The following is a 16,719-nucleotide window of genomic DNA, read 5'->3' on the forward strand; positions in this document are numbered from 1 at the left end:
GCGAGTGTGTCAGGTCAGCTGTGGCGCACGAAGAGCAGCACCCGCGCATCGCGGGCCACCTGCTGGTGCTGGCGCTGGCGGAGCCCGGCGAGCCGGCGCTGCTTCTCGGCGGCGGTGAGCGAGCTCCAGTCCGGGCGAGTTGCGCTGAGAGTCTGCATGTCGCTCAGGAGCGAGCGACACGACGGCAGATACCTCGGGCTTCGGCTAGTCCTTGCGGCACACGAACCCGAAGACCGTGATCGCCGAGAAGGCCCAGCCCGCATCGGCCGCGGCGGACTGGGTGCGCAGTGTCTCCTCGGCCTGCGCGGGCGTGATGGTCCCGTCGGTCACCGCCTGGTCGGCGGCGAGCCGGGACATGTGCGAGCCCATGAGCACGTCCTGCGGATAGACCAGCGCCGACGAGCCGACGTCGGGATCGACGTGCAGCCCGGCGGTCATCGCCTGGCGCGGCAGGTGCCGCGCAGCCGTCGGGTTGGCGATCTGGGACATGAAGGCGTCGAGCATCGCGCGGCCGACAACCGGGTCGATGTCCGACTCCACCCGCGAGGCGTGGTCGGAGTCGAGCAGCAGCGCGCGTCCGCCCGGCCGCAGCACCCGCGCGATCTCGACCACCGCGGCCTGGGCGTCGGGCACGTGCTGGAGCACCCGCTCGCACCAGACGACGTCGACGCTCTCGTCGGGCAGGGGGAGCTCGGTGGCCAGCCCCTGGCAGAACTCGACCTCGACCCCGTGGGACGCGCAGCGCTCCTCCGCCACCCGCCGCAGCATCGCGTTGGGCTCGATGCCGAGCACCCGGGCGTCCGGTCCCGCCAGCCGCGCCAGGCGGCGGGTCATCGTCCCGGTGCCGCTCCCGATGTCGACACAGGTGTCGCCCCGGCGTACGTCGGCACCCGCCAGCGCCCACGCCCGCAGCCGCTCGATCGACGGCGCGGCATCCTGGGCGTCGAGCACGCTGACCATGGCGTGCACGGCGTCCGCATCCACGGTCCCCGGCCGGAAGGCCGTGCCCAGCGTGAACGACGTGCCGCTGACCTCACTCATGCTCATGCTCCAGGTTGGCACAATCGGGACCATGGCGTACGACGAGAAGCTGGCCGACCAGCTGCGCGAGATCGCGGCCGGCGTGCCGGGTGTCAGCGAGCGGAAGATGTTCGGCGGGCTGGCCTTCCTGGTCGAGGGCAACATGGCCGTCGCCGCCAGCAAGGAGGGCGGGCTGCTGCTCCGGGTCCCGCCCGAGCGCACCGACGAGCTGCTGGCCGAGCCGCACACCGACGCGTTCGTCATGCGCGAGCGGTCGATGACCGGGTGGCTGCGGGTCGACCCGCCCGGCGTCGCGACGTACGCCGACGTGGAGCGCTGGGCCGGGATCGGGCTCGACTACGCCGCTACGTTGCCGCCGAAGTAGCGCACCCGACGCAGGTCGTGGCCGTGGGTCGCACCTCCAGCCGCGCCGCCGGGATCGGCTGCCCGCAGACCGCGCAGACGCCGTACGTACCGTCGTCGAGGCGACCCAGGGCCGCGTCGATCTCGGTCAGGTGGGTCTCGGCCTGGCGCACCAGGGCGCCCACCTGCGACCGCTCGAAGGCGATCGTCGCACCCTCGGGATCGTGCTCGTCGTCGGCGTTGGTGTCCTTGGACGCCTCGACGAAGCCGCGGTAGTCGCCCCGCAGCTCGGCCAGCCGTTGCGTGGTCCGTCGCCGCTCCTCGGCCAGCCGGTCCCGGGCGCTCATCGGCGCCGCAGCAGGGCGAGCACCTCGTAGTGCCCGGTGTTGGGGAACATGTCCAGCAGCTGCCCGCGCACCGGTCGCAGCGACGGCATCGCGGCGAGGTCCTTGGCCAGGCTGACGGCGTTGCAGCTCGAGTAGAGGACGTGCTCCACGCCGGACGACTCCAGCCAGCCGCTGAGCTCCGGCCCGATCCCGCGACGAGGCGGGTTGACCACCACGAGGTCCGGAGGGGCGCCGGAGCCGAGCGCGTACGCCGTCGCGTCGCCGACCTCGAAGCGCACGTCGGCGAGCCCGGAGTCCGCCGCCGTCAGGTTCGCGCTCGCGACCGCCTCCCGGCTGACCTCGATGCCGGTCACCGCCACGCCAGCCCGCGCGAGCGACAGGGCGAAGCCGCCGACGCCGGAGTAGAGGTCCCACACCGAGGCCGGTGCGAGGTCGGCCGTCCAGGCCCGGGCCCGCTGGTAGAGCTCGGCCGCCATCGCCGTGTTGGTCTGGAAGAAGCTCTGCGGCCGCAGGTGCAGGTCCAGCCCGGCGACCCGCATCCGCAGCGTCTCCTGCTCGGTCAGCACGATCTCGTGGTCGCCCTCGAGGATCGCCTTGTGCTCGGGCTGGATGTTGACCGACGCCACGACCAGGGCCGGCAGCGCCGCCCGGAGGGCGGGCAGGTGCTTGCGGATCCGCGCCACCGGCTCCTGGGAGCGCAGCACGCAGCGGACCATGAGCTCGCCGTCGGGCGACTCCGTGACGATCAGGTGCTTGAGCTCGCCCCGCCTGCCCGGCACGTCGTACGGCGTGAGCGCGGCCGTCCGCACGAAGTCGGCCAGCACGGGGAGGGCCGCCCGGATCCCGGCGGTGTGCAGCGGGCAGTCGCGCAGGTCGGTGCCGCCACCGGCAGGGTTGAGGATGCCGAGCGTCGGGTCGTCCACCGATCCGCTGACGACCATCTTCGCCTTGTTGCGGAAGCCGAGCTGCGCGCTCGCGACCGCCGGCTCCCAGGGCGCCTCCACGAGCGCGGCCACCTGGCGCTGCTTGTCGACCAGCTGCACGCCGTACGGCAGCCCGAGCCAGCTGCACGACCGGCAGCGTCCGGCGTCGAAGTGGTGGCAGAGCTGGTCGAGTGACATGGCGCGCCCAGGCTACGGGGAGGGACGGATCACACTGGATTCGCGAAGGTTGACGGAATCAACCGATACCGCGAGGGGTTGGACGCTGAGATGACTACTGCACTCGCCCGCCGGACCGACTACCGCCTCACCTTCCTGGTGCTGTGCGTCGGGGTCGCGTCGTTCTCGCTCCTCCAGTCCATGGTCAACCCGGTGCTGCCCACCATCCAGGCCGCCCTCCACACGGACCAGGCCACGGTGACGTGGGTGCTGACGGCGTACCTCGTGTCCGCCTCGATCTTCACCCCGATCATCGGCCGCGTCGGCGACAAGGTCGGCAAGGAGCGGATGCTGGTCGTCGCGCTCGGCGCGCTGGCCGTCGGCTCGCTGCTGGCCGCCGTGGCCGGCACCATCGGCGTGCTGATCGCCGCCCGGGTCATCCAGGGCATCGGCGGCGGCGTGCTGCCGCTGACCTTCGGCATCATCCGCGACGAGTTCCCCCGCGAGAAGGTCGCCTCGGCGATCGGCATGGCCGCCGCGCTGCTGGCCGTCGGTGGCGGCGTCGGCCTGGTCATCGCCGGACCGCTGGTCGACGCGCTGAGCTACCACTGGCTCTTCTGGATCCCGATGGTGATGACCATCGTCGCCGCCGTCGCCGCGGCCGTGTGGGTCCCCGAGTCGCCCGAGCGCACCCCCGGCCGCATCAACGTCGGTACGGCGCTCCTCATGTCGGTGTGGCTGGTGGCGCTGCTGGTCGGCGTCAGCCAGGGCCACCACTGGGGCTGGTCGTCGGGCAAGGTCATCGGCCTGTTCGTGATCGCCGCCGTCATGCTGCCGGTCTGGGTGATCGCCGAGGCGCGCAGCAAGGAGCCGCTCATCGACATGCAGATGATGCGCATCCCGACCGTGTGGACCGTCAACCTGGTCGCCCTGCTCTTCGGCATGGGCATGTACGCGATGTTCGCATTCGTGCCGCAGTTCCTGCAGACCCCCGAGGTCGCGGGCTACGGCTTCGGCGTCAGCGTGAGCGAGTCCGGGCTGCTGCTGCTGCCCCAGACCGTCGCGACCTTCATCGGTGGCATCGCGGCCGGGCGCCTCGCGGCCCGCTTCGGCTCCAAGGCCCTCCTCGTCGTCGGCGCCACACTGACTGCGGTCGGCACCTTCGGGATGGCCTTCGCGCACGGCGAGCTCTGGATGGTGCTCATCGAGACCTCGATCCTCGGACTGGCCTTCGGCCTCGCGTTCGCCGCGATGTCCAACCTCGTGGTCGCCGCGGTCCCGCAGAGCCAGACCGGCGTCGCGAGCGGCATGAACACCAACATCCGTACCGTCGGCGGCGCGATCGGCTCGGCCGTGATCGCCACCGTGGTCACCAGCAGCCTGCTGCCGACCGGCGTGCCGACCGAGTCCGGCTACACCCACGGCTTCCTGCTGCTCGCGATCACCTCCACGGCCGCGGCCGTGGTCTCCGTGCTGGTCCCGGTCGTGAAGGCCGTGACGCACGTCGTGCCCGGCCCCCAGGCGGAGGCCGAGCACGACGACGCGGTGGCGACGACTACCGCTTGAGCTGGGCCGCCGTGATCAGGTCCCGGAGCGAGCCGAGCCGGTCCTGAGCCGCGGCCGACCTGCGCGCGGTCGCGGTCGGTGACGTCGCCTCCGGCGGCGGCACCGGCTCACACTGCGCGTCGGAACGGTTGCCGCGCACCCGCGTCGGCAGCGCACCGGTGAGCAGGTAGGCGGCGATCTTGTCGTCGGTGCAGGCGACGCCGGACAGCGACCCCGCGTGCGTCGTACCGCCCACGCCCTCGATCAGCACCGAGCGCGGGAAGCGCTTGCGCACCTCCAGCGCGCCGGCGTACGGCGTCGCCGAGTCCTCGGTCTCCGAGATCAGCAGGATCGGCGGCGCGCTCTTGCCCTTCACGTCCACCGGCCGGGCGGACGGGGCCGCCCAGTCGAGGCACGGCGTGTTGTACCAGGTGTTGTTCCAGGCGAGGAACGGCGCGTACGAGTGGATCCGCCACGCGTCCTTCTCCCAGGTCTTCCACTTCGACGGCCACGGCGCGTCGGTGCACTGCACCGCGAGGTAGTTGGCGAAGGTGTTGTCCGAGCCGGGCCCGGTCGGGTCGCCGTAGTACTCCTTGGCCGGACCGAGGTCCCCATCCGCTGCCGCCACGAGCACGTGCGCGACGGCGTCCCAGTCGTAGACGTAGTAGGCGGCGCCCACGAAGACGTCGTTCCAGTCGGCCGCACCGAAGTCGGCCTCCGGGTGGTCGGTCAGCTGGTCGAGCACGTCGTAGTAGAGGTCGCGCACGGCGTCACCGTCGGTGCCGAGGCCGTACGCCGCGTCGTTGTCGGCGATCCAGTCGAAGTAGGTGTTGATGTTCTTGTCGAACTGCTTCTCCTGCTCGAGGTTGGCGTCGTACCAGACGTCGGTCGGGTTGACCACGCCGTCGAGCACGAAGCGGCGCACCCGGTCGGGGTACTTCGTCGCGTAGACCTGCGCCAGGTAGGTGCCGTAGGAGAAGCCGTAGAAGTTGATCTTCTTCGCGCCGAGCGCCTTGCGGATCGTGTCCATGTCCTGCACCCAGTCGGTGGTGTGGGTGTGGCGCAGGAGCTTGCCGCCGGCGGCGGCGCAGTCGTCGGCGTACGCCGAGGACTTGGCCCACCAGAACTCACGGACCCCGCGGTGGTCCGGCACGTACGCCGGGCGCCCGGGGGCGAAGTAGTCGGGATCGCAGCTCAGCGACGGCACGCTGCGGCCGACGCCGCGCGGGTCGAAGCCGATCCAGTCGTAGGGGTCACCGCCGCCGTTCGGCACGAACGCCCCGAGCCGGGCCAGCCCGAGCCCGGAGCCTCCGGGACCGCCGGGGTTGACCAGCATCGGGCCCTGGGCGGCGGCGTCGGAGGTCTTGTGCGCGATCTTCGAGACCGCGAGCTGGATCTTCTCGCCGCGCGGCTTCGCGTAGTCGAGCGGGACGGTGAGCATCCCGCAGGTCGCGCCCGCGTTGCGCAGGCTGGCCGTCGGGCACTCGCCCCACGCGATCGGCGGCGGGGTGTAGCCGGGGTGCCCGTGATGCTTGGCGTGGTGGGGCTTCGCGTGGTGCGGGGCCGCGGTGGCGACGCCGGTGGCGGCGAGCCCCAGCGCGAGCCCGAGGGTGGCGGCCGCAGCGAGGACGCCCGAGATGCGTCGGTTCACGTATTTCCTCCGAGCAGGTGGTCGGCCTCCACGAGGGGACGCCGGGTGGACCCCGATGTCCACCTCGGGCACCACATCACGGCGATTCGTCCGGTGTAAACCCCCATATGGTGCAACAACGTGCGGCGCAGAGAGATGAGGCGGCCCCCTACGCTGGCGGGGTGGAACCCGACTTCGGCGTGCTGCTGGCCGTCGCGCACGGCACCTTCTTCGACCGCCTGCACCGGCACATGGCCGCGGCGGCGGCGAGCACCCCAGGATGTCAACCATGGTGAGCGGCTGGTGTGGCCACCCGAGCGGACCCGCAGCTGTAACGCCGGGTTACTGACTCTTCAGCGGGGGTTGCAACCCCCTGGGAACAAGCAGTAACCCGGCGTTACAGCCGACGCGCGCCCCTCAGCCGAGGCCGAGCTGCGCCAGGATCTGGTTGAGCAGCGCCACGAGCTGGGCGAGCAGCCCGAAGTCGTCGAGCAGACCCGTGACGGCGCACAGCAGGTTGCCGAGCAGGTTGCCGGCGCCGGCGACCGCCACGATGTTGAGCACGACCCGGTCGAGGTGGACCTGGAGGCCGAGGACGTCGAGGTCGAGCGGCGCCAGCACCAGGTGCAGGATGTCGCAGGTCGCGAGCGCGGCGGCCCGGTCGCCCGCCCGCACCGGGGTGCCGTTGATCGACTTCACCCGGAGCGTCTTGAGCTGGGCGAACCGGGTCGTCGAGCCGTTCTTCTCGTGCACGACGCCCTGGACCAGGCCGCGGACGAAGACCTTGCCGTCGTGCCGCGAGAACTTCAGCGGCACGAACGCGCCGGTGACCTGCCGACCCTTGCTGGTCTCGCCGACCACGCGCGAGGTGAGCTTCCCGGCCTTGGTCTGGGCGACCGGGGCGGCCGTGGCCCGGTGGGTCGAGCCGGAGCTCGAGGCGTCGGCGGCCTGGAAGCCGACGAGGCAGAGTGCGAGGGCGAGAACGACGGCCGTGAGCCGGCCGGCGGGTGAGACGAAGAGCTTGGACATGATGCCTCCCGAGAGTGCGGTTTCCCCTCACATGCCTGAGACGCCGCCGATCGTTACATCGACGGCGGTCCCGCCTGCCGCAACGAGCTTGCGGAGGCGCCGCAGCCCGCGGTGGTGGGCGACCCGGACGGCGGTCGCGCTGATGCCCAGCGCCAGGCTGGTGGCGGCGACGTCGAGGCCCACCACGTCGATGCAGGCGACGACCTGGGCCTCCCGCTCCGGGAGCGTGGCGACCAGCCGACGGGCCAGGTCCGCGCCGACGACCTGCGGCGCCGGATCGCCGGTGCCACCCGACGCCGCCTCCAGCTGGTCGGCGGCCAGCGGCGTCGTACGCCGCGCGTGGGACACGCGGTAGCGGCTCCGCGACACGTTGCGGGCGATCCCGAAGAGCCACCCGGCGAAGTCGTGGCGGTCGCCCTCGAAGTCGGCGACCCGCCGGGCCGCGGTCAGCCACGCCTCGGCGGCGATGTCCTCGGCGTCGGAGGCCGGGTCCTCGTGGTGCAGGTGGCGCAGCCAGACCACGAGGCGCTCCGCGTGGTCGCCATACAGCTCGGCCCAGGCCGCCTCGTCCCCGTCGCGGGCGCGCGCGACCAGCTCATCTCCCTGTGCGCGCACCATCAACGGCACCCTCCCGAGCGGGCCTCCCGGTCGAACTGTGCCCCTCTCGGGCCCTCTCCTCACCCGTTTGCCGCAATCGCGTGGCATCGTCGGGGCATGGGGAGTCCGGGATCGCGTCGGCAGCTGCGTCGCGGCCTCCGCGCGGACACCTCGCGGCGCCGGTCGGACCCGGACCTCACCCGGCGGCTCGCCGCGGAGGCCGCCGCGTCGACACCGGCTCCCGCGACCTCCCGCCGGAGGACCGTGCTGGTCGCCGTCGCATCGGTCCTGCTGGCCGTGCTCGCCACGCTGGGCATCGCGTCCGCGACCGGGGCGTCGTGGGCACCCTGGTCGCCCGACGCGCCCGAGCCGACGCATCCACCGGCACCCGCGACGCCCACCACCGCCGACACCGCCGGCACCTCCGGGACCCCGGAGCCGACGACTCCCGGTCCGAGCGAGACCTCGACGCCGTCCGATTCGGCGCCGCCACCGTCGAGCAGGACATCGTCGCCGACGAGATCGGCGACGCCGCACGCACCGCCGTCGCCGCGCGGCGCGGGTCCGTCCGGCAGCCCGACCCTGCCCACGGTGCCCTCGCTGCCGCTCTCGGGGCTGCCGTCCGCTTCGGTGCCTGCCTCGGTGGGGTGAGTTCCCGCACAAACTTGGATCCGTCGCTGGACATCAGTTTCCGAGCCGTTGTACGGGGCACACCCTGTGTAGCCGAAGACCGATCAGGTCCGGAAATGAGGAGATCATGAGCTGCACCGGTGGGTCGACGTCGAGCCACTCGACGCGACTGTCGACGCGGATGGCCCTCGAGCCGTCGGCGCAGACCGGGTCGCTCGCTCGTCGAGAGCTGCGCCAGCTGCTCGACACCGCGCAGGTCGACCGGGACATCAGCGACACCGCTGTCCTCCTGGCCACCGAGCTCGTCACCAACGCTGTCGAGCACGGCCGCGGCTCGGCGTACCTCGATGCCGCCGTCCGGGACCGGGCCATCCGGCTCGAGGTCAGCGACAGCAGCACCGTCGTGCCCCGGCCCAACACCGGCGTCTCGGAGCTCGATGAGCGCGGTCGCGGGCTGATCCTCATCGACGCGCTCGCCTCGCGCTGGGGCGTCCTCCCCCGCCCGGACGGCAAGACCGTCTGGTGCGAGCTCGACATCGCCTGACCCTTTCGGGCCCAGAACAAGAACCTGTTCTAGTACCGTCTGCCCGTGAGCAAAGCTGCGTCGCTGACGCGAGTCGGCCTGGCCTACGTCCTCGCGATCGCCGTCGGCGCCGCCTGGCTGTACCTCGGCCCGGACACCGACCACCTGTGGCTGGACGGCCTGATCGCCGACGTCCTGGCGACGCTCGTGATCTTCGTCTTCAGCCGCATCCACCACAACTCGAGCTTCTACGACGCCTACTGGAGCGTGCTCCCGCCGCTGCTGGCGATCTACTGGTGGAGCGAGAGCACACCGGACGTCAACGACCTGCGCGCCTGGCTGGTCATCGGCGTGATCCTCGTCTGGGCGGTCCGGCTCACCGGCAACTGGATCTATGCGTTCCCGGGCTTCCCGCACGAGGACTGGCGCTACCCGCTGCTGAAGGACGGCAAGGGCAGCATGGAGCCGCTGGTCGACCTCTTCGCGATCCACGTGGTCCCGACGTTGCAGGTCTTCCTCGGGATGGTGCCGGTGTACGTCGCGGTCACCCGCACCGGCCGCGACGTCGGCTGGCTGGACATCGTGGCCGTCGTCGTCGGCCTCGGATCGGTGGCGCTCACGTACACCGCCGACCTGCAGATGTACCGGTTCGCCCGCACCAAGCAGCCCGGCCAGGCGATGGACCAGGGCTTGTGGGGCTGGTCGCGCCACCCCAACTACCTCGGTGAGATCGGCTTCTGGCTCTCGCTGGGCATCTTCGGCCTAGCGACCTCCCCGTCCGACTGGTGGTGGGTCTTCGTCGGCGCGCTTGCCATGGTCGCGCTCTTCCTCGGCGCGAGCATCCCGATGATGGAGGAGCGCAGCCTCGAGCGCCGCCCCAGCTACCAGGACGTCATCGACCGGGTGCCCAAGCTGCTGCCCCGGCCACCGCGATGACCCGCCCCCGGGTCGTCGTCGCCGGCCTCGGGGACAGCGGCCTGCTGACCGCGATCCACCTGGCCCGGTACGTCGACGTCGTCGGCATCTCGGCCAAGTCCGCCCTGGTCAGCGGCCAGGAGCTCGGCACCCGCCTGGCCCGGCCCGACCAGTGGGCGCGCGACTACTACGTCCCGTTCGACCGCTACCGCCGGCTCGACGGCGCGCGGACCGTGCACGGCACGCTCACCGGCGTCGACCTGGAGGCCCGCACGGTCGGCGTACGCCTCGCCAGCGGCAGCGCGTCCGAGGAGGCGTACGACGTCCTCGTCGTCTCCACCGGCGTCACCAACGGCTTCTGGCGTCGGCCGGACCTCCAGTCGGCCGACGAGGTCGAGGCCTCGCTGGACGCCGCCCACCAGCAGCTCGCGGCGGCCTCCTCGATCAACGTCGTGGGTGGCGGCGCGGCGGCCGTCAGCACGGCCGCCAACCTCGCGACGACCTGGCCCGACAAGCTGGTCGCCCTCTACTTCCCCGGCGACCGGCCGCTGCCCCGGCACCACCCGGCCGTCTGGACCACGGTCGAGCGCCGGCTCGCCGACCGGGGGGTCGCGCTGCACGCCGGCCACCGCGCCGTCGTACCCGACGGGTTCGCGTGCGACCGGATCACCACCGAGCCCGTCGAGTGGAGCACCGGCCAGCCGGCCGCGGCCGCCGACGCCACCGTCTGGGCGATCGGCCGGGTCCGGCCCAACACCGGCTGGCTCCCCCCGGAGCTGCTCGACGACGACGGCTTCGTCCGGGTCTCCCCCGACCTCCGGGTGGTCGGCACGGACGACGTCTTCGCCATCGGCGACGTCGCCGCGACCGACCCGATCCGCTCGTCGGCGCGAAACCGCGCCGACAAGCTGCTCGCGAAGAACATCCGGGCGCACCTCGCCGGCAAGCCGCTCGGGGAGTTCAAGGCACCCCGCGGTCGCTGGGGGTCGGTGCTCGGCGTCCAGGACAACGGCCTGGAGGTCTTCGCCCCCAATGGCAAGGCGTTCCGCTTCCCGGCCTGGTCGATCGACAGCGTGCTCCAGCCGTGGATCGTGCGCCGCGGCATCTACGGCGGGGTCCGCCGTCCCTGATGCGACGCCCATCGCGCTTGTAACGCCGGGTTACCGGCTGTTGCCCCGTGCTGCAACCCCCAGGGTAGAGCACATAACACGGCGTTACAGCCGGCGGCGACCCCCACCAGGCCAGCGCTCCGCAGCAGGGTCAGACGGGACGCTTGACCAGCTGCCGCAGCTGCGGGACCAGGTTGCGGCGGTTGGTCTGCTCGAGCCAGCCGTTGGGCAGCGAGAGCCGGATGACCTTGTGCCAGGCGCTGGCGACCTGCTTGACCAGCGGCCGCGCGTTGTAGTCGAGGTCGTACTTGTCGAAGAGCGCCCGCACCTTCGGCGCGATCTCGAAGTAGCGGTTGCTCGGCAGGTCGGGGTAGATGTGGTGCTCGATCTGGTGGGACAGGTTGCCGGTCATCAGGTGCAGGAAGCGGGAGCCAGAGATGTTGGCCGAGCCGAGCATCTGACGGACGTACCACTCCCCCTTGGTCTCCTTCTCGTCCAGCGCCGGCTGCTCGAAGGTCGACACTCCCTCGGGGAAGTGGCCGCACATGATCACCGAGTGGCTCCACAGGTTGCGCACCAGGTTGGCCGTCGCGTTGGCGGCGAGCGTCGAGCGCCACGCGGGGCCCGACAGCGCGGGGTAGACCACGAAGTCCTTGCCCAGCTGGCGCCGCGCCTTGGCCAGGGTCAGCCGGACCTCGGCCTTCTTCTCCGGCGACATGTCGCGCTTCTCGCGGATGTGGTCGCCGAGGTCGAGGTCGAACATGGCGATGCCGTACTCGAAGATGCACGCCGTCACGAAGTTCCAGGCCGGCTGCACCAGGTAGCGGCGCTTCCACTCCTGGTCCTCGTCGACGCGCATGATGCCGTAGCCGAGGTCGTTGTCCTGGCCGATGATGTTGGTGTACGTGTGATGGGTCTCGTTGTGCGCCTTCTTCCACTGCGCCGCCGGCGAGACGTGGTCCCACTCCCAGGTCGACGAGTGGATCTTGGGGTCGCGCATCCAGTCCCACTGACCGTGCAGGACGTTGTGCCCGATCTCCATGTTGTCGAGGATCTTGGCCAGCGACAGGCCCGCCGTGCCCAGGACCCACATGCTGCGGCTGCGGCTGCGCATCAGCACCGCGCGGCTGCCCAGCTCGATCAGCCGCTGTGCCCGCACCACGCGCCGGATGTACGCCGCGTCGCGCGCCCCGCGGCTGTCGAGCACGTCCTGCCGGATCGCGTCCAGCTCCGCTCCCAGGCGCTCGACCTGCTCCGGGGTCAGTCCTCCGGCGATGGTGGTCGGGCGCTCGAGCGTGGCCGTCATGCTCCTCAGTGTGCACCCGCCGGCAAGGGTCACCTAAGTTGCGGGTGTCTCCGTATAGACCGCCGTCACTCCGGGTCCAGCTCCTTGCTGAAGAGCACCGCACCTGACAGGTCCCTCAGGGTGACGGTCATGCGCCCGTCGTCACCGACCGCGGCGTGGCCGAAGAACTGGTTGCCGGTCCGCGGCGACTCGTTGGCGGTGGCGGCGGTCTTGCTGAAGACCACCCTCGGTCCGAACGTCGCGTCGAGCTCGTTGGGCCCGAACGTGCCTGCGGCGATCGGCCCGGCGACGAACTCCCAGAACGGGTCGAAGTCCGTGAACGCGGCGCGCGAGGGGTCGTAGTGGTGCGCCGCGCAGTAGTGCACGTCCGCCGTCATCCAGACGACGTTGCGCACCCCGGCCTTCTTGAAGGCCGACAGGACGCCGGCGATCTCGAGCTCCTTGCCGAGCGGAGCGCCGGGGTCGCGATTCGACAGGCTCTCCTGGTTGACCGGCCCGTCCGGGACGACGAGCCCGAGCGGCAGGTCGTTGGCGATCACCTTCCACGTGGCACGCGAGCGCCGTACCTCGCGGATCAGCCAGTCGGTCTGCTCGGCACCGAGGATGTGCGTGCCTCCCGGCTCGAGGCCGGAGGTGTTGGGGTCCTTGAAGGTGCGCATGTCGAGGCAGAAGACGTCGAGGTGCCGGCCGCGCTCGACCTTGCGGTAGATCCGGGACGGCGCGAACCCGTCGCCACGGCGGTGGGCGCGTGGATCGGCGATCGGCTGGTACTCCTGCCACGCGCGACGCGCCCGTAGCGCCAGCACGTCCACGCGCTTCTCCGTGTACCGGTCGTCGACGAGGACCTGCCCCGGGTACCAGTTGTTGTGGGTCTCGTGGTCGTCCCACTGCGCGATGATCGGCACGTCCGCGGCGAGGTCGCGGAAGTTGGCGTCGAGCCGGGTGTAGCGGTGCCGGCCGCGGTACTCGTCGAGGGACTCGGCCACCTTGCCCACGCCCTCCGCCACGACGTTGCGCCAGACCGCACCACCCGGCTCGGTGACGGTCTCCGCGATCGGGCCGTCGGCGTAGATCGTGTCCCCGGAGTGCAGGAAGAAGTCCGGGCGGGTGTCGAGCATCCGCCGGTAGCCGACCAGGCCGCCGAGGTCGGGATTGATCCCCCACCCCTGGCCACAGCTGTCCCCGGTCCACACGAAGCTGGTCGCATCGCGCCGCTCGGAGGCGGTGGCGAAGCTCGCCACCTGGCTCTCGCCGCGCCGCCCGCGCTCGTCCTCGAACGACAGCCGTACGTCGTACCCGCGGCCCGGTGTCATCCGGTCGAGCGCGATCTTGGCGGTGTAGTCGGTGTCGGGGGTCGCCCAGGGCCCGAGGATGCGCTCGCGGTGGCGCCCGCTGCTGATCTCGGCGACGAGCCGGCCGCGCCCCGACGACCGGGCCCAGAGCACGGCCTCGCGGGTGGTCACGTCGCCGGTCTGCACGCCGTACGGCAGCTCGAGCCGGCGGGAGATCAGGCCGGCGGCTCTGGCAGCGCCGGCCGGGATGATCGCGGCGCCAGCGCCCAGGGCGCCGGCGCGGAAGAGGGTACGTCGGTGGAGGTGGTTCCCGAGAGTGGACATACCGGCCACGGTGCGCCTCCCAGGCAGCATCCCGGTGACGACGAGGTGACCGGTCGTCGTACCTCTGGGAAGGTTCAGTACTCCGCGTCGACGCCGGGGAACACGACCTCCCGCGCCCCCTTCACCTCGAGCAGCTGCTTGCAGGTGGCGGCGTCGAGGTCGCAGGCCAGCAGGTAGCCGGGGATCGTGTCCGGGACGGTCGAGTCGAAGCTCATCGGGAAGCGGTCCTGCGCCAGCACCAGCATCGTGTGGTCGTCGAGCCAGCCGCCCTGGGTCTGGAAGCGGTGGCCGAAGTCGACCTGGCGGTGCCTGACCCGCAGCTTGCCGGTGGTGCGGGCGTCCACCCGGTAGCGTCCGTCGGGCGACCAGAAGTCATAGCCGGTCGTCGGCTCGAGCCTCGGCCCGTGCTCCGAGGTGGTGCTCTCGCCGGTGGTGAGGTCGGAGGTCACGATCGCGCCGCTGCCTTCGGCGTTGCGCCAGACCAGCCTCTCGTCGGTCAGGTCGATGACGCCCGGCGACAGCTCCTCGTAGCGGTCGGCCAGGTCGTCGCCCTTCTCGCCGCCCATGCCGTCGGCGTTCTCGTAGACCCGTTCGCCGGTCGCGGTGTCCACGACCACGGCCTGGGCGACCCGTCCGGCCGGACGCTTCGGGCCGTTGCGCTCGACCCAGGCGGCCAGCCTTCCGCTCGGCGAGGTGATCACGCGGTCGAACGCGTAGACGTCGCGGACCGGCTCCAGGGTCGTCCCGTCGAAGAAGGACTCGTGGAACGGCCCGTTGTCGGGGTCCTTCGTGAGCCTCAGGTAGAGCCCGTACGGCGTCCAGCTCATCGACTGCACGAGCTGCGGGCTGACGTCGTACGTCTTCTCGCCGACGTGGATCGTCGAGCGCTGCGCCCAGACCAGCTGGCCCGGCTCGAGGACAACGGGCCGCGGTTGCCCGGTCGGCTCGCGCATGCCGGACGGCTCGGTCGTCCGGTCACCGCAGCCGGCGACGAGCACGAGCCCGAGGAGGAGGCCCACCCCACGCCACGTCATCGATCGATCGTGCCACGCCTCAACAGCGGTCGAGGGCACCCAGGCCGTAGGCGCGCTCGCCGGTGATCCCGACCTGGCTGCCGACGATCAGCCAGACGCGCGATCCCCGCTGGAAGTCGAGCGTCACGGCGTTGCTGACGGCGCCGGGGCGGACGGTGCGCGTGTAGGTCCAGGCGTTGCCGGGCTGGCCGTTGGCACGCACCCGGTTGAGGCCACCGGCCGCGCGGTCGGTGCCGTGGGTGTTGTTGACCCGCACCCGGACCCGGACCTTCCCGTTGTCGAGTGGCTTCTTGCAGGCCTGGGTGACCGCGCCGTGCCAGCGCACGGTCGGGGTCCATGCCGCCTGCGCGGGCGCCGCCAGGGTCGTGGCGACGACGACGCCGGTGGTGAGGAGGCCGACGGTCACGCTGCGAGGAGTCATGCCGCGACCGTGCCCGGCGGCCGACGCCGGCAAACCGGACTCGTGTCGTCCGCCTTCCGGCTAGGACACGACCCAGTGCGCCTCGTCGGTCGGCCTGCCGCTGACCGCGACGGAGAACGTCTCGGCCGCCCGGTCCGGCGGCAGCGCGAACCGGTAGGTGACCACCCGCTCCTTGCCGGGCTCGAGCCGGACCCCCGCGAGGTCGCTCCCCGACCGGCCGACCGACGCGGCCGCGCGGAGGTCGTCGAGGCCGAGGCTCGCGACCAGGCTGTCCATCGCGAACGACTCGCTGCCGTCGTTGCGCACGGTCAGCCGCACGACGTACCGCCGTCCCGGGCCCTCGACCCGTTCGGCGGTGAGCTCCAGCGGTGGGCGGGTCGTCGTACCGGCCACCCAGATCGTCTCCCCGACCCGGGGCGTCTCCGGCAGGTTGCCGGCGCGGGCCTGCTCGTACCGGGCGGCCGCCCACGGCACCGCGGCGATCGTGGCGGCGGTCAGCAGCAGGAAGAGCGCCAGGCGGCCGGTCGATCCGATGTGCCGGACGCGGCGCTTGCCGCCGCCGGTCAAGGTACGGCGAGGCCCGCGTCCGCGCCTTACCACCGACGTGACGGTGGCGCGGGCCGCGACCAGCTGGTCGCGCTCGAGCACCCGCGGCCGGCCGAGCAGCATCGCGACGATCGTCTCGGGGGTGCACACGAGGACGCCCGACGGCTGGTCGTCGCCCGGCTCGGCCGCACAGAGCACGGCGTGCACGGTCCTCCGGCTGAGCCGGGCGCCGCTCGCGAGCGCGTCGGCGGCCGCCGTACCTGCCGCCACGGCCGACCGGCCGGTCCGGCCCGACACGACCACGAAGGCCCCGCCCGGCCCGACGACCACGTGGTCGATGTCGGCGACCTTGCGGCCGGGCCAGGCGACGTCCTCCAGGACGGTCCACTCCGACGGCAGGGCGAGCAGGGCACGCGCGGTCTCGTCCTGAGTCTCCGCCTCGGTCATCGCGACCTCCCCGTTCGGGTCGGACGCTAGGCCGCGAGCACTGCCCGGTGCTATGGATGCGGCCCAGAAATGGCCGAATGGCCGACCCGGTTGCGCCACCAGATCGAGGCGTTGAGCGCGGTGGCGAAGCCTGACCACACGGCGTACGGCTTCAGCGCGAGGGCCGCAGTGAGGTCGTGCTTGGCCGCCTCGCGGACCAGGGCGACGTTGACGACGTCGAGCGCGACGATGACGCCGAGCCCGGTCGCCGGTGACTGGCGCACGAAGAACGCCCAGCACCAGCCCGCGTTGAGCGCGAGGTCGGCGGTCGTGAGCGCCAGCATCCGCCCGCCGTCCGGCCCGGCCTTGTCCAGCGCGCGCCCGGTGCCCCAGCCGATCAGCCCGTAGAGCGGCGTCCACACCAGCGGGAAGGCGACGGCGGGCGGCTGCCAGGCGGGCTTGTCGAGCGAGCGGTACCACGCGCTGTCCGGCTTGGTCCCGAGGAAGCCGATGCCCGCGGCCGCGGCGGTGATGCCCGCGGCCACGAGCCGGGCGCGCATGG

At 72.0% G+C, this 16,719-nt stretch carries 19 protein-coding genes; 6 read left to right on the forward strand and 13 right to left on the reverse strand.

What is annotated here, in order from left to right; translation table 11 throughout:
- Nucleotides 1-14: 14 nt before the first annotated feature.
- Both ABEA34_RS06685 and ABEA34_RS06690 read right to left on the reverse strand, forming a co-directional pair.
- The gene (locus tag ABEA34_RS06685) at nt 15-158 is read right to left on the reverse strand and encodes a hypothetical protein (RefSeq protein WP_345520462.1); all 144 of its coding nucleotides are present in this window, start codon (nt 156-158) and stop codon (nt 15-17) included.
- Between the two features lie 46 nt (nt 159-204).
- Nucleotides 205-1,041 carry a methyltransferase domain-containing protein gene (locus tag ABEA34_RS06690; RefSeq protein ID WP_345520463.1) on the reverse strand — a complete coding sequence of 279 codons (837 nt, stop codon included), beginning with the start codon at nt 1,039-1,041 and terminating at the stop codon, nt 205-207.
- 31 nt (nt 1,042-1,072) lie between these two features.
- Here ABEA34_RS06690 and ABEA34_RS06695 point away from each other — a divergent pair, with 31 nt between their 5' ends.
- Nucleotides 1,073-1,405 carry a TfoX/Sxy family protein gene (locus tag ABEA34_RS06695; protein WP_345520464.1) on the forward strand — a complete coding sequence of 111 codons (333 nt, stop codon included), beginning with the start codon at nt 1,073-1,075 and terminating at the stop codon, nt 1,403-1,405.
- Here the strand turns inward: ABEA34_RS06695 and ABEA34_RS06700 are convergent.
- Together ABEA34_RS06700 and rlmC are read right to left on the reverse strand one after the other, a co-directional pair.
- Complete coding sequence (locus ABEA34_RS06700; protein ID WP_345520465.1) at nt 1,386-1,730, reverse strand: TraR/DksA family transcriptional regulator; 345 nt, start codon at nt 1,728-1,730, stop codon at nt 1,386-1,388. The genes ABEA34_RS06695 and ABEA34_RS06700 overlap by 20 nt on opposite strands.
- Nucleotides 1,727-2,851, reverse strand: a complete 1,125-nt coding sequence (gene rlmC, locus ABEA34_RS06705) for a 23S rRNA (uracil(747)-C(5))-methyltransferase RlmC (RefSeq protein WP_345520466.1) — start codon at nt 2,849-2,851, stop codon at nt 1,727-1,729. The genes ABEA34_RS06700 and rlmC overlap by 4 nt, the downstream gene beginning before the upstream one ends.
- Before the next feature lie 90 nt (nt 2,852-2,941).
- Here rlmC and ABEA34_RS06710 point away from each other — a divergent pair, with 90 nt between their 5' ends.
- A complete protein-coding gene (locus tag ABEA34_RS06710; protein WP_345520467.1) occupies nt 2,942-4,396 on the forward strand; it encodes an MFS transporter in 1,455 nt (484 codons plus the stop codon).
- Here the strand turns inward: ABEA34_RS06710 and ABEA34_RS06715 are convergent.
- The 3 genes from ABEA34_RS06715 to ABEA34_RS06725 all read right to left on the reverse strand — a co-directional run bounded on the left by ABEA34_RS06715 (nt 4,386) and on the right by ABEA34_RS06725 (nt 7,652).
- The gene (locus ABEA34_RS06715; protein WP_345520468.1) at nt 4,386-6,026 is read right to left on the reverse strand and encodes an alpha/beta hydrolase; all 1,641 of its coding nucleotides are present in this window, start codon (nt 6,024-6,026) and stop codon (nt 4,386-4,388) included. The genes ABEA34_RS06710 and ABEA34_RS06715 overlap by 11 nt on opposite strands.
- A 396-nt stretch (nt 6,027-6,422) precedes the next feature.
- Nucleotides 6,423-7,034: a hypothetical protein gene (locus ABEA34_RS06720; protein WP_345520469.1), complete on the reverse strand. Its 612-nt coding sequence runs from the start codon at nt 7,032-7,034 to the stop codon at nt 6,423-6,425.
- Nucleotides 7,035-7,061: 27 nt separating this feature from the next.
- The gene (locus ABEA34_RS06725) at nt 7,062-7,652 is read right to left on the reverse strand and encodes an RNA polymerase sigma factor (RefSeq protein ID WP_345520470.1); all 591 of its coding nucleotides are present in this window, start codon (nt 7,650-7,652) and stop codon (nt 7,062-7,064) included.
- Between the two features lie 96 nt (nt 7,653-7,748).
- On the opposite strand from ABEA34_RS06725, the gene ABEA34_RS06730 reads away from it, so the two are divergent.
- The 4 genes from ABEA34_RS06730 (at nt 7,749) to ABEA34_RS06745 (ending at nt 10,829) form a co-directional block, all read left to right on the forward strand.
- Nucleotides 7,749-8,282, forward strand: coding sequence for a hypothetical protein (locus ABEA34_RS06730; RefSeq protein WP_345520471.1), 534 nt, complete (start codon nt 7,749-7,751; stop codon nt 8,280-8,282).
- A gap of 106 nt (nt 8,283-8,388) precedes the next feature.
- Complete coding sequence (locus tag ABEA34_RS06735) at nt 8,389-8,805, forward strand: ATP-binding protein (protein ID WP_345520472.1); 417 nt, start codon at nt 8,389-8,391, stop codon at nt 8,803-8,805.
- Nucleotides 8,806-8,850: 45 nt separating this feature from the next.
- Nucleotides 8,851-9,720, forward strand: a complete 870-nt coding sequence (locus ABEA34_RS06740) for a DUF1295 domain-containing protein (RefSeq protein WP_345520473.1) — start codon at nt 8,851-8,853, stop codon at nt 9,718-9,720.
- Nucleotides 9,717-10,829, forward strand: coding sequence for an NAD(P)/FAD-dependent oxidoreductase (locus tag ABEA34_RS06745; RefSeq protein ID WP_345520474.1), 1,113 nt, complete (start codon nt 9,717-9,719; stop codon nt 10,827-10,829). Before ABEA34_RS06740 ends, ABEA34_RS06745 begins: the two co-directional genes overlap by 4 nt.
- Before the next feature lie 130 nt (nt 10,830-10,959).
- On the opposite strand, the gene ABEA34_RS06750 is transcribed toward ABEA34_RS06745, so the two are convergent.
- From ABEA34_RS06750 to ABEA34_RS06775, 6 genes are all read right to left on the reverse strand, one after another.
- The gene (locus ABEA34_RS06750) at nt 10,960-12,114 is read right to left on the reverse strand and encodes a fatty acid desaturase family protein (RefSeq protein WP_345520475.1); all 1,155 of its coding nucleotides are present in this window, start codon (nt 12,112-12,114) and stop codon (nt 10,960-10,962) included.
- A gap of 65 nt (nt 12,115-12,179) precedes the next feature.
- Complete coding sequence (locus ABEA34_RS06755; RefSeq protein WP_345520476.1) at nt 12,180-13,730, reverse strand: alkaline phosphatase D family protein; 1,551 nt, start codon at nt 13,728-13,730, stop codon at nt 12,180-12,182.
- Nucleotides 13,731-13,804: 74 nt separating this feature from the next.
- Nucleotides 13,805-14,764, reverse strand: a complete 960-nt coding sequence (locus ABEA34_RS06760; RefSeq protein ID WP_345520477.1) for a hypothetical protein — start codon at nt 14,762-14,764, stop codon at nt 13,805-13,807.
- 19 nt (nt 14,765-14,783) lie between these two features.
- Nucleotides 14,784-15,185: a hypothetical protein gene (locus ABEA34_RS06765; protein ID WP_345520478.1), complete on the reverse strand. Its 402-nt coding sequence runs from the start codon at nt 15,183-15,185 to the stop codon at nt 14,784-14,786.
- Nucleotides 15,186-15,245: 60 nt separating this feature from the next.
- Nucleotides 15,246-16,178, reverse strand: coding sequence for a nuclease-related domain-containing protein (locus tag ABEA34_RS06770; RefSeq protein WP_345520479.1), 933 nt, complete (start codon nt 16,176-16,178; stop codon nt 15,246-15,248).
- Nucleotides 16,179-16,228: 50 nt separating this feature from the next.
- Nucleotides 16,229-16,717, reverse strand: coding sequence for a TspO/MBR family protein (locus tag ABEA34_RS06775; protein ID WP_345520480.1), 489 nt, complete (start codon nt 16,715-16,717; stop codon nt 16,229-16,231).
- Between the last annotated feature and the right edge of the window lie 2 nt (nt 16,718-16,719).

This window comes from Nocardioides conyzicola (assembly GCF_039543825.1).
GTDB lineage: Bacteria > Actinomycetota > Actinomycetes > Propionibacteriales > Nocardioidaceae > Nocardioides > Nocardioides conyzicola.

What these genes read in the sequence shown, in the direction of transcription:
- ABEA34_RS06685 (WP_345520462.1), bottom strand. Translation starts at nt 158, where the DNA reads ATGCAGACTCTCAGCGCAACTCGCCCGGACTGGAGCTCGCTCACCGCC.
- ABEA34_RS06690 (WP_345520463.1), bottom strand. Translation starts at nt 1,041, where the DNA reads ATGAGTGAGGTCAGCGGCACGTCGTTCACGCTGGGCACGGCCTTCCGG.
- ABEA34_RS06695 (WP_345520464.1), top strand. Translation starts at nt 1,073, where the DNA reads ATGGCGTACGACGAGAAGCTGGCCGACCAGCTGCGCGAGATCGCGGCC.
- ABEA34_RS06700 (WP_345520465.1), bottom strand. Translation starts at nt 1,730, where the DNA reads ATGAGCGCCCGGGACCGGCTGGCCGAGGAGCGGCGACGGACCACGCAA.
- rlmC (WP_345520466.1), bottom strand. Translation starts at nt 2,851, where the DNA reads ATGTCACTCGACCAGCTCTGCCACCACTTCGACGCCGGACGCTGCCGG.
- ABEA34_RS06710 (WP_345520467.1), top strand. Translation starts at nt 2,942, where the DNA reads ATGACTACTGCACTCGCCCGCCGGACCGACTACCGCCTCACCTTCCTG.
- ABEA34_RS06720 (WP_345520469.1), bottom strand. Translation starts at nt 7,034, where the DNA reads ATGTCCAAGCTCTTCGTCTCACCCGCCGGCCGGCTCACGGCCGTCGTT.
- ABEA34_RS06725 (WP_345520470.1), bottom strand. Translation starts at nt 7,652, where the DNA reads ATGGTGCGCGCACAGGGAGATGAGCTGGTCGCGCGCGCCCGCGACGGG.
- ABEA34_RS06730 (WP_345520471.1), top strand. Translation starts at nt 7,749, where the DNA reads ATGGGGAGTCCGGGATCGCGTCGGCAGCTGCGTCGCGGCCTCCGCGCG.
- ABEA34_RS06735 (WP_345520472.1), top strand. Translation starts at nt 8,389, where the DNA reads ATGAGCTGCACCGGTGGGTCGACGTCGAGCCACTCGACGCGACTGTCG.
- ABEA34_RS06745 (WP_345520474.1), top strand. Translation starts at nt 9,717, where the DNA reads ATGACCCGCCCCCGGGTCGTCGTCGCCGGCCTCGGGGACAGCGGCCTG.
- ABEA34_RS06750 (WP_345520475.1), bottom strand. Translation starts at nt 12,114, where the DNA reads ATGACGGCCACGCTCGAGCGCCCGACCACCATCGCCGGAGGACTGACC.
- ABEA34_RS06755 (WP_345520476.1), bottom strand. Translation starts at nt 13,730, where the DNA reads ATGTCCACTCTCGGGAACCACCTCCACCGACGTACCCTCTTCCGCGCC.
- ABEA34_RS06760 (WP_345520477.1), bottom strand. Translation starts at nt 14,764, where the DNA reads ATGACGTGGCGTGGGGTGGGCCTCCTCCTCGGGCTCGTGCTCGTCGCC.
- ABEA34_RS06765 (WP_345520478.1), bottom strand. Translation starts at nt 15,185, where the DNA reads ATGACTCCTCGCAGCGTGACCGTCGGCCTCCTCACCACCGGCGTCGTC.
- ABEA34_RS06770 (WP_345520479.1), bottom strand. Translation starts at nt 16,178, where the DNA reads ATGACCGAGGCGGAGACTCAGGACGAGACCGCGCGTGCCCTGCTCGCC.
- ABEA34_RS06775 (WP_345520480.1), bottom strand. Translation starts at nt 16,717, where the DNA reads ATGCGCGCCCGGCTCGTGGCCGCGGGCATCACCGCCGCGGCCGCGGGC.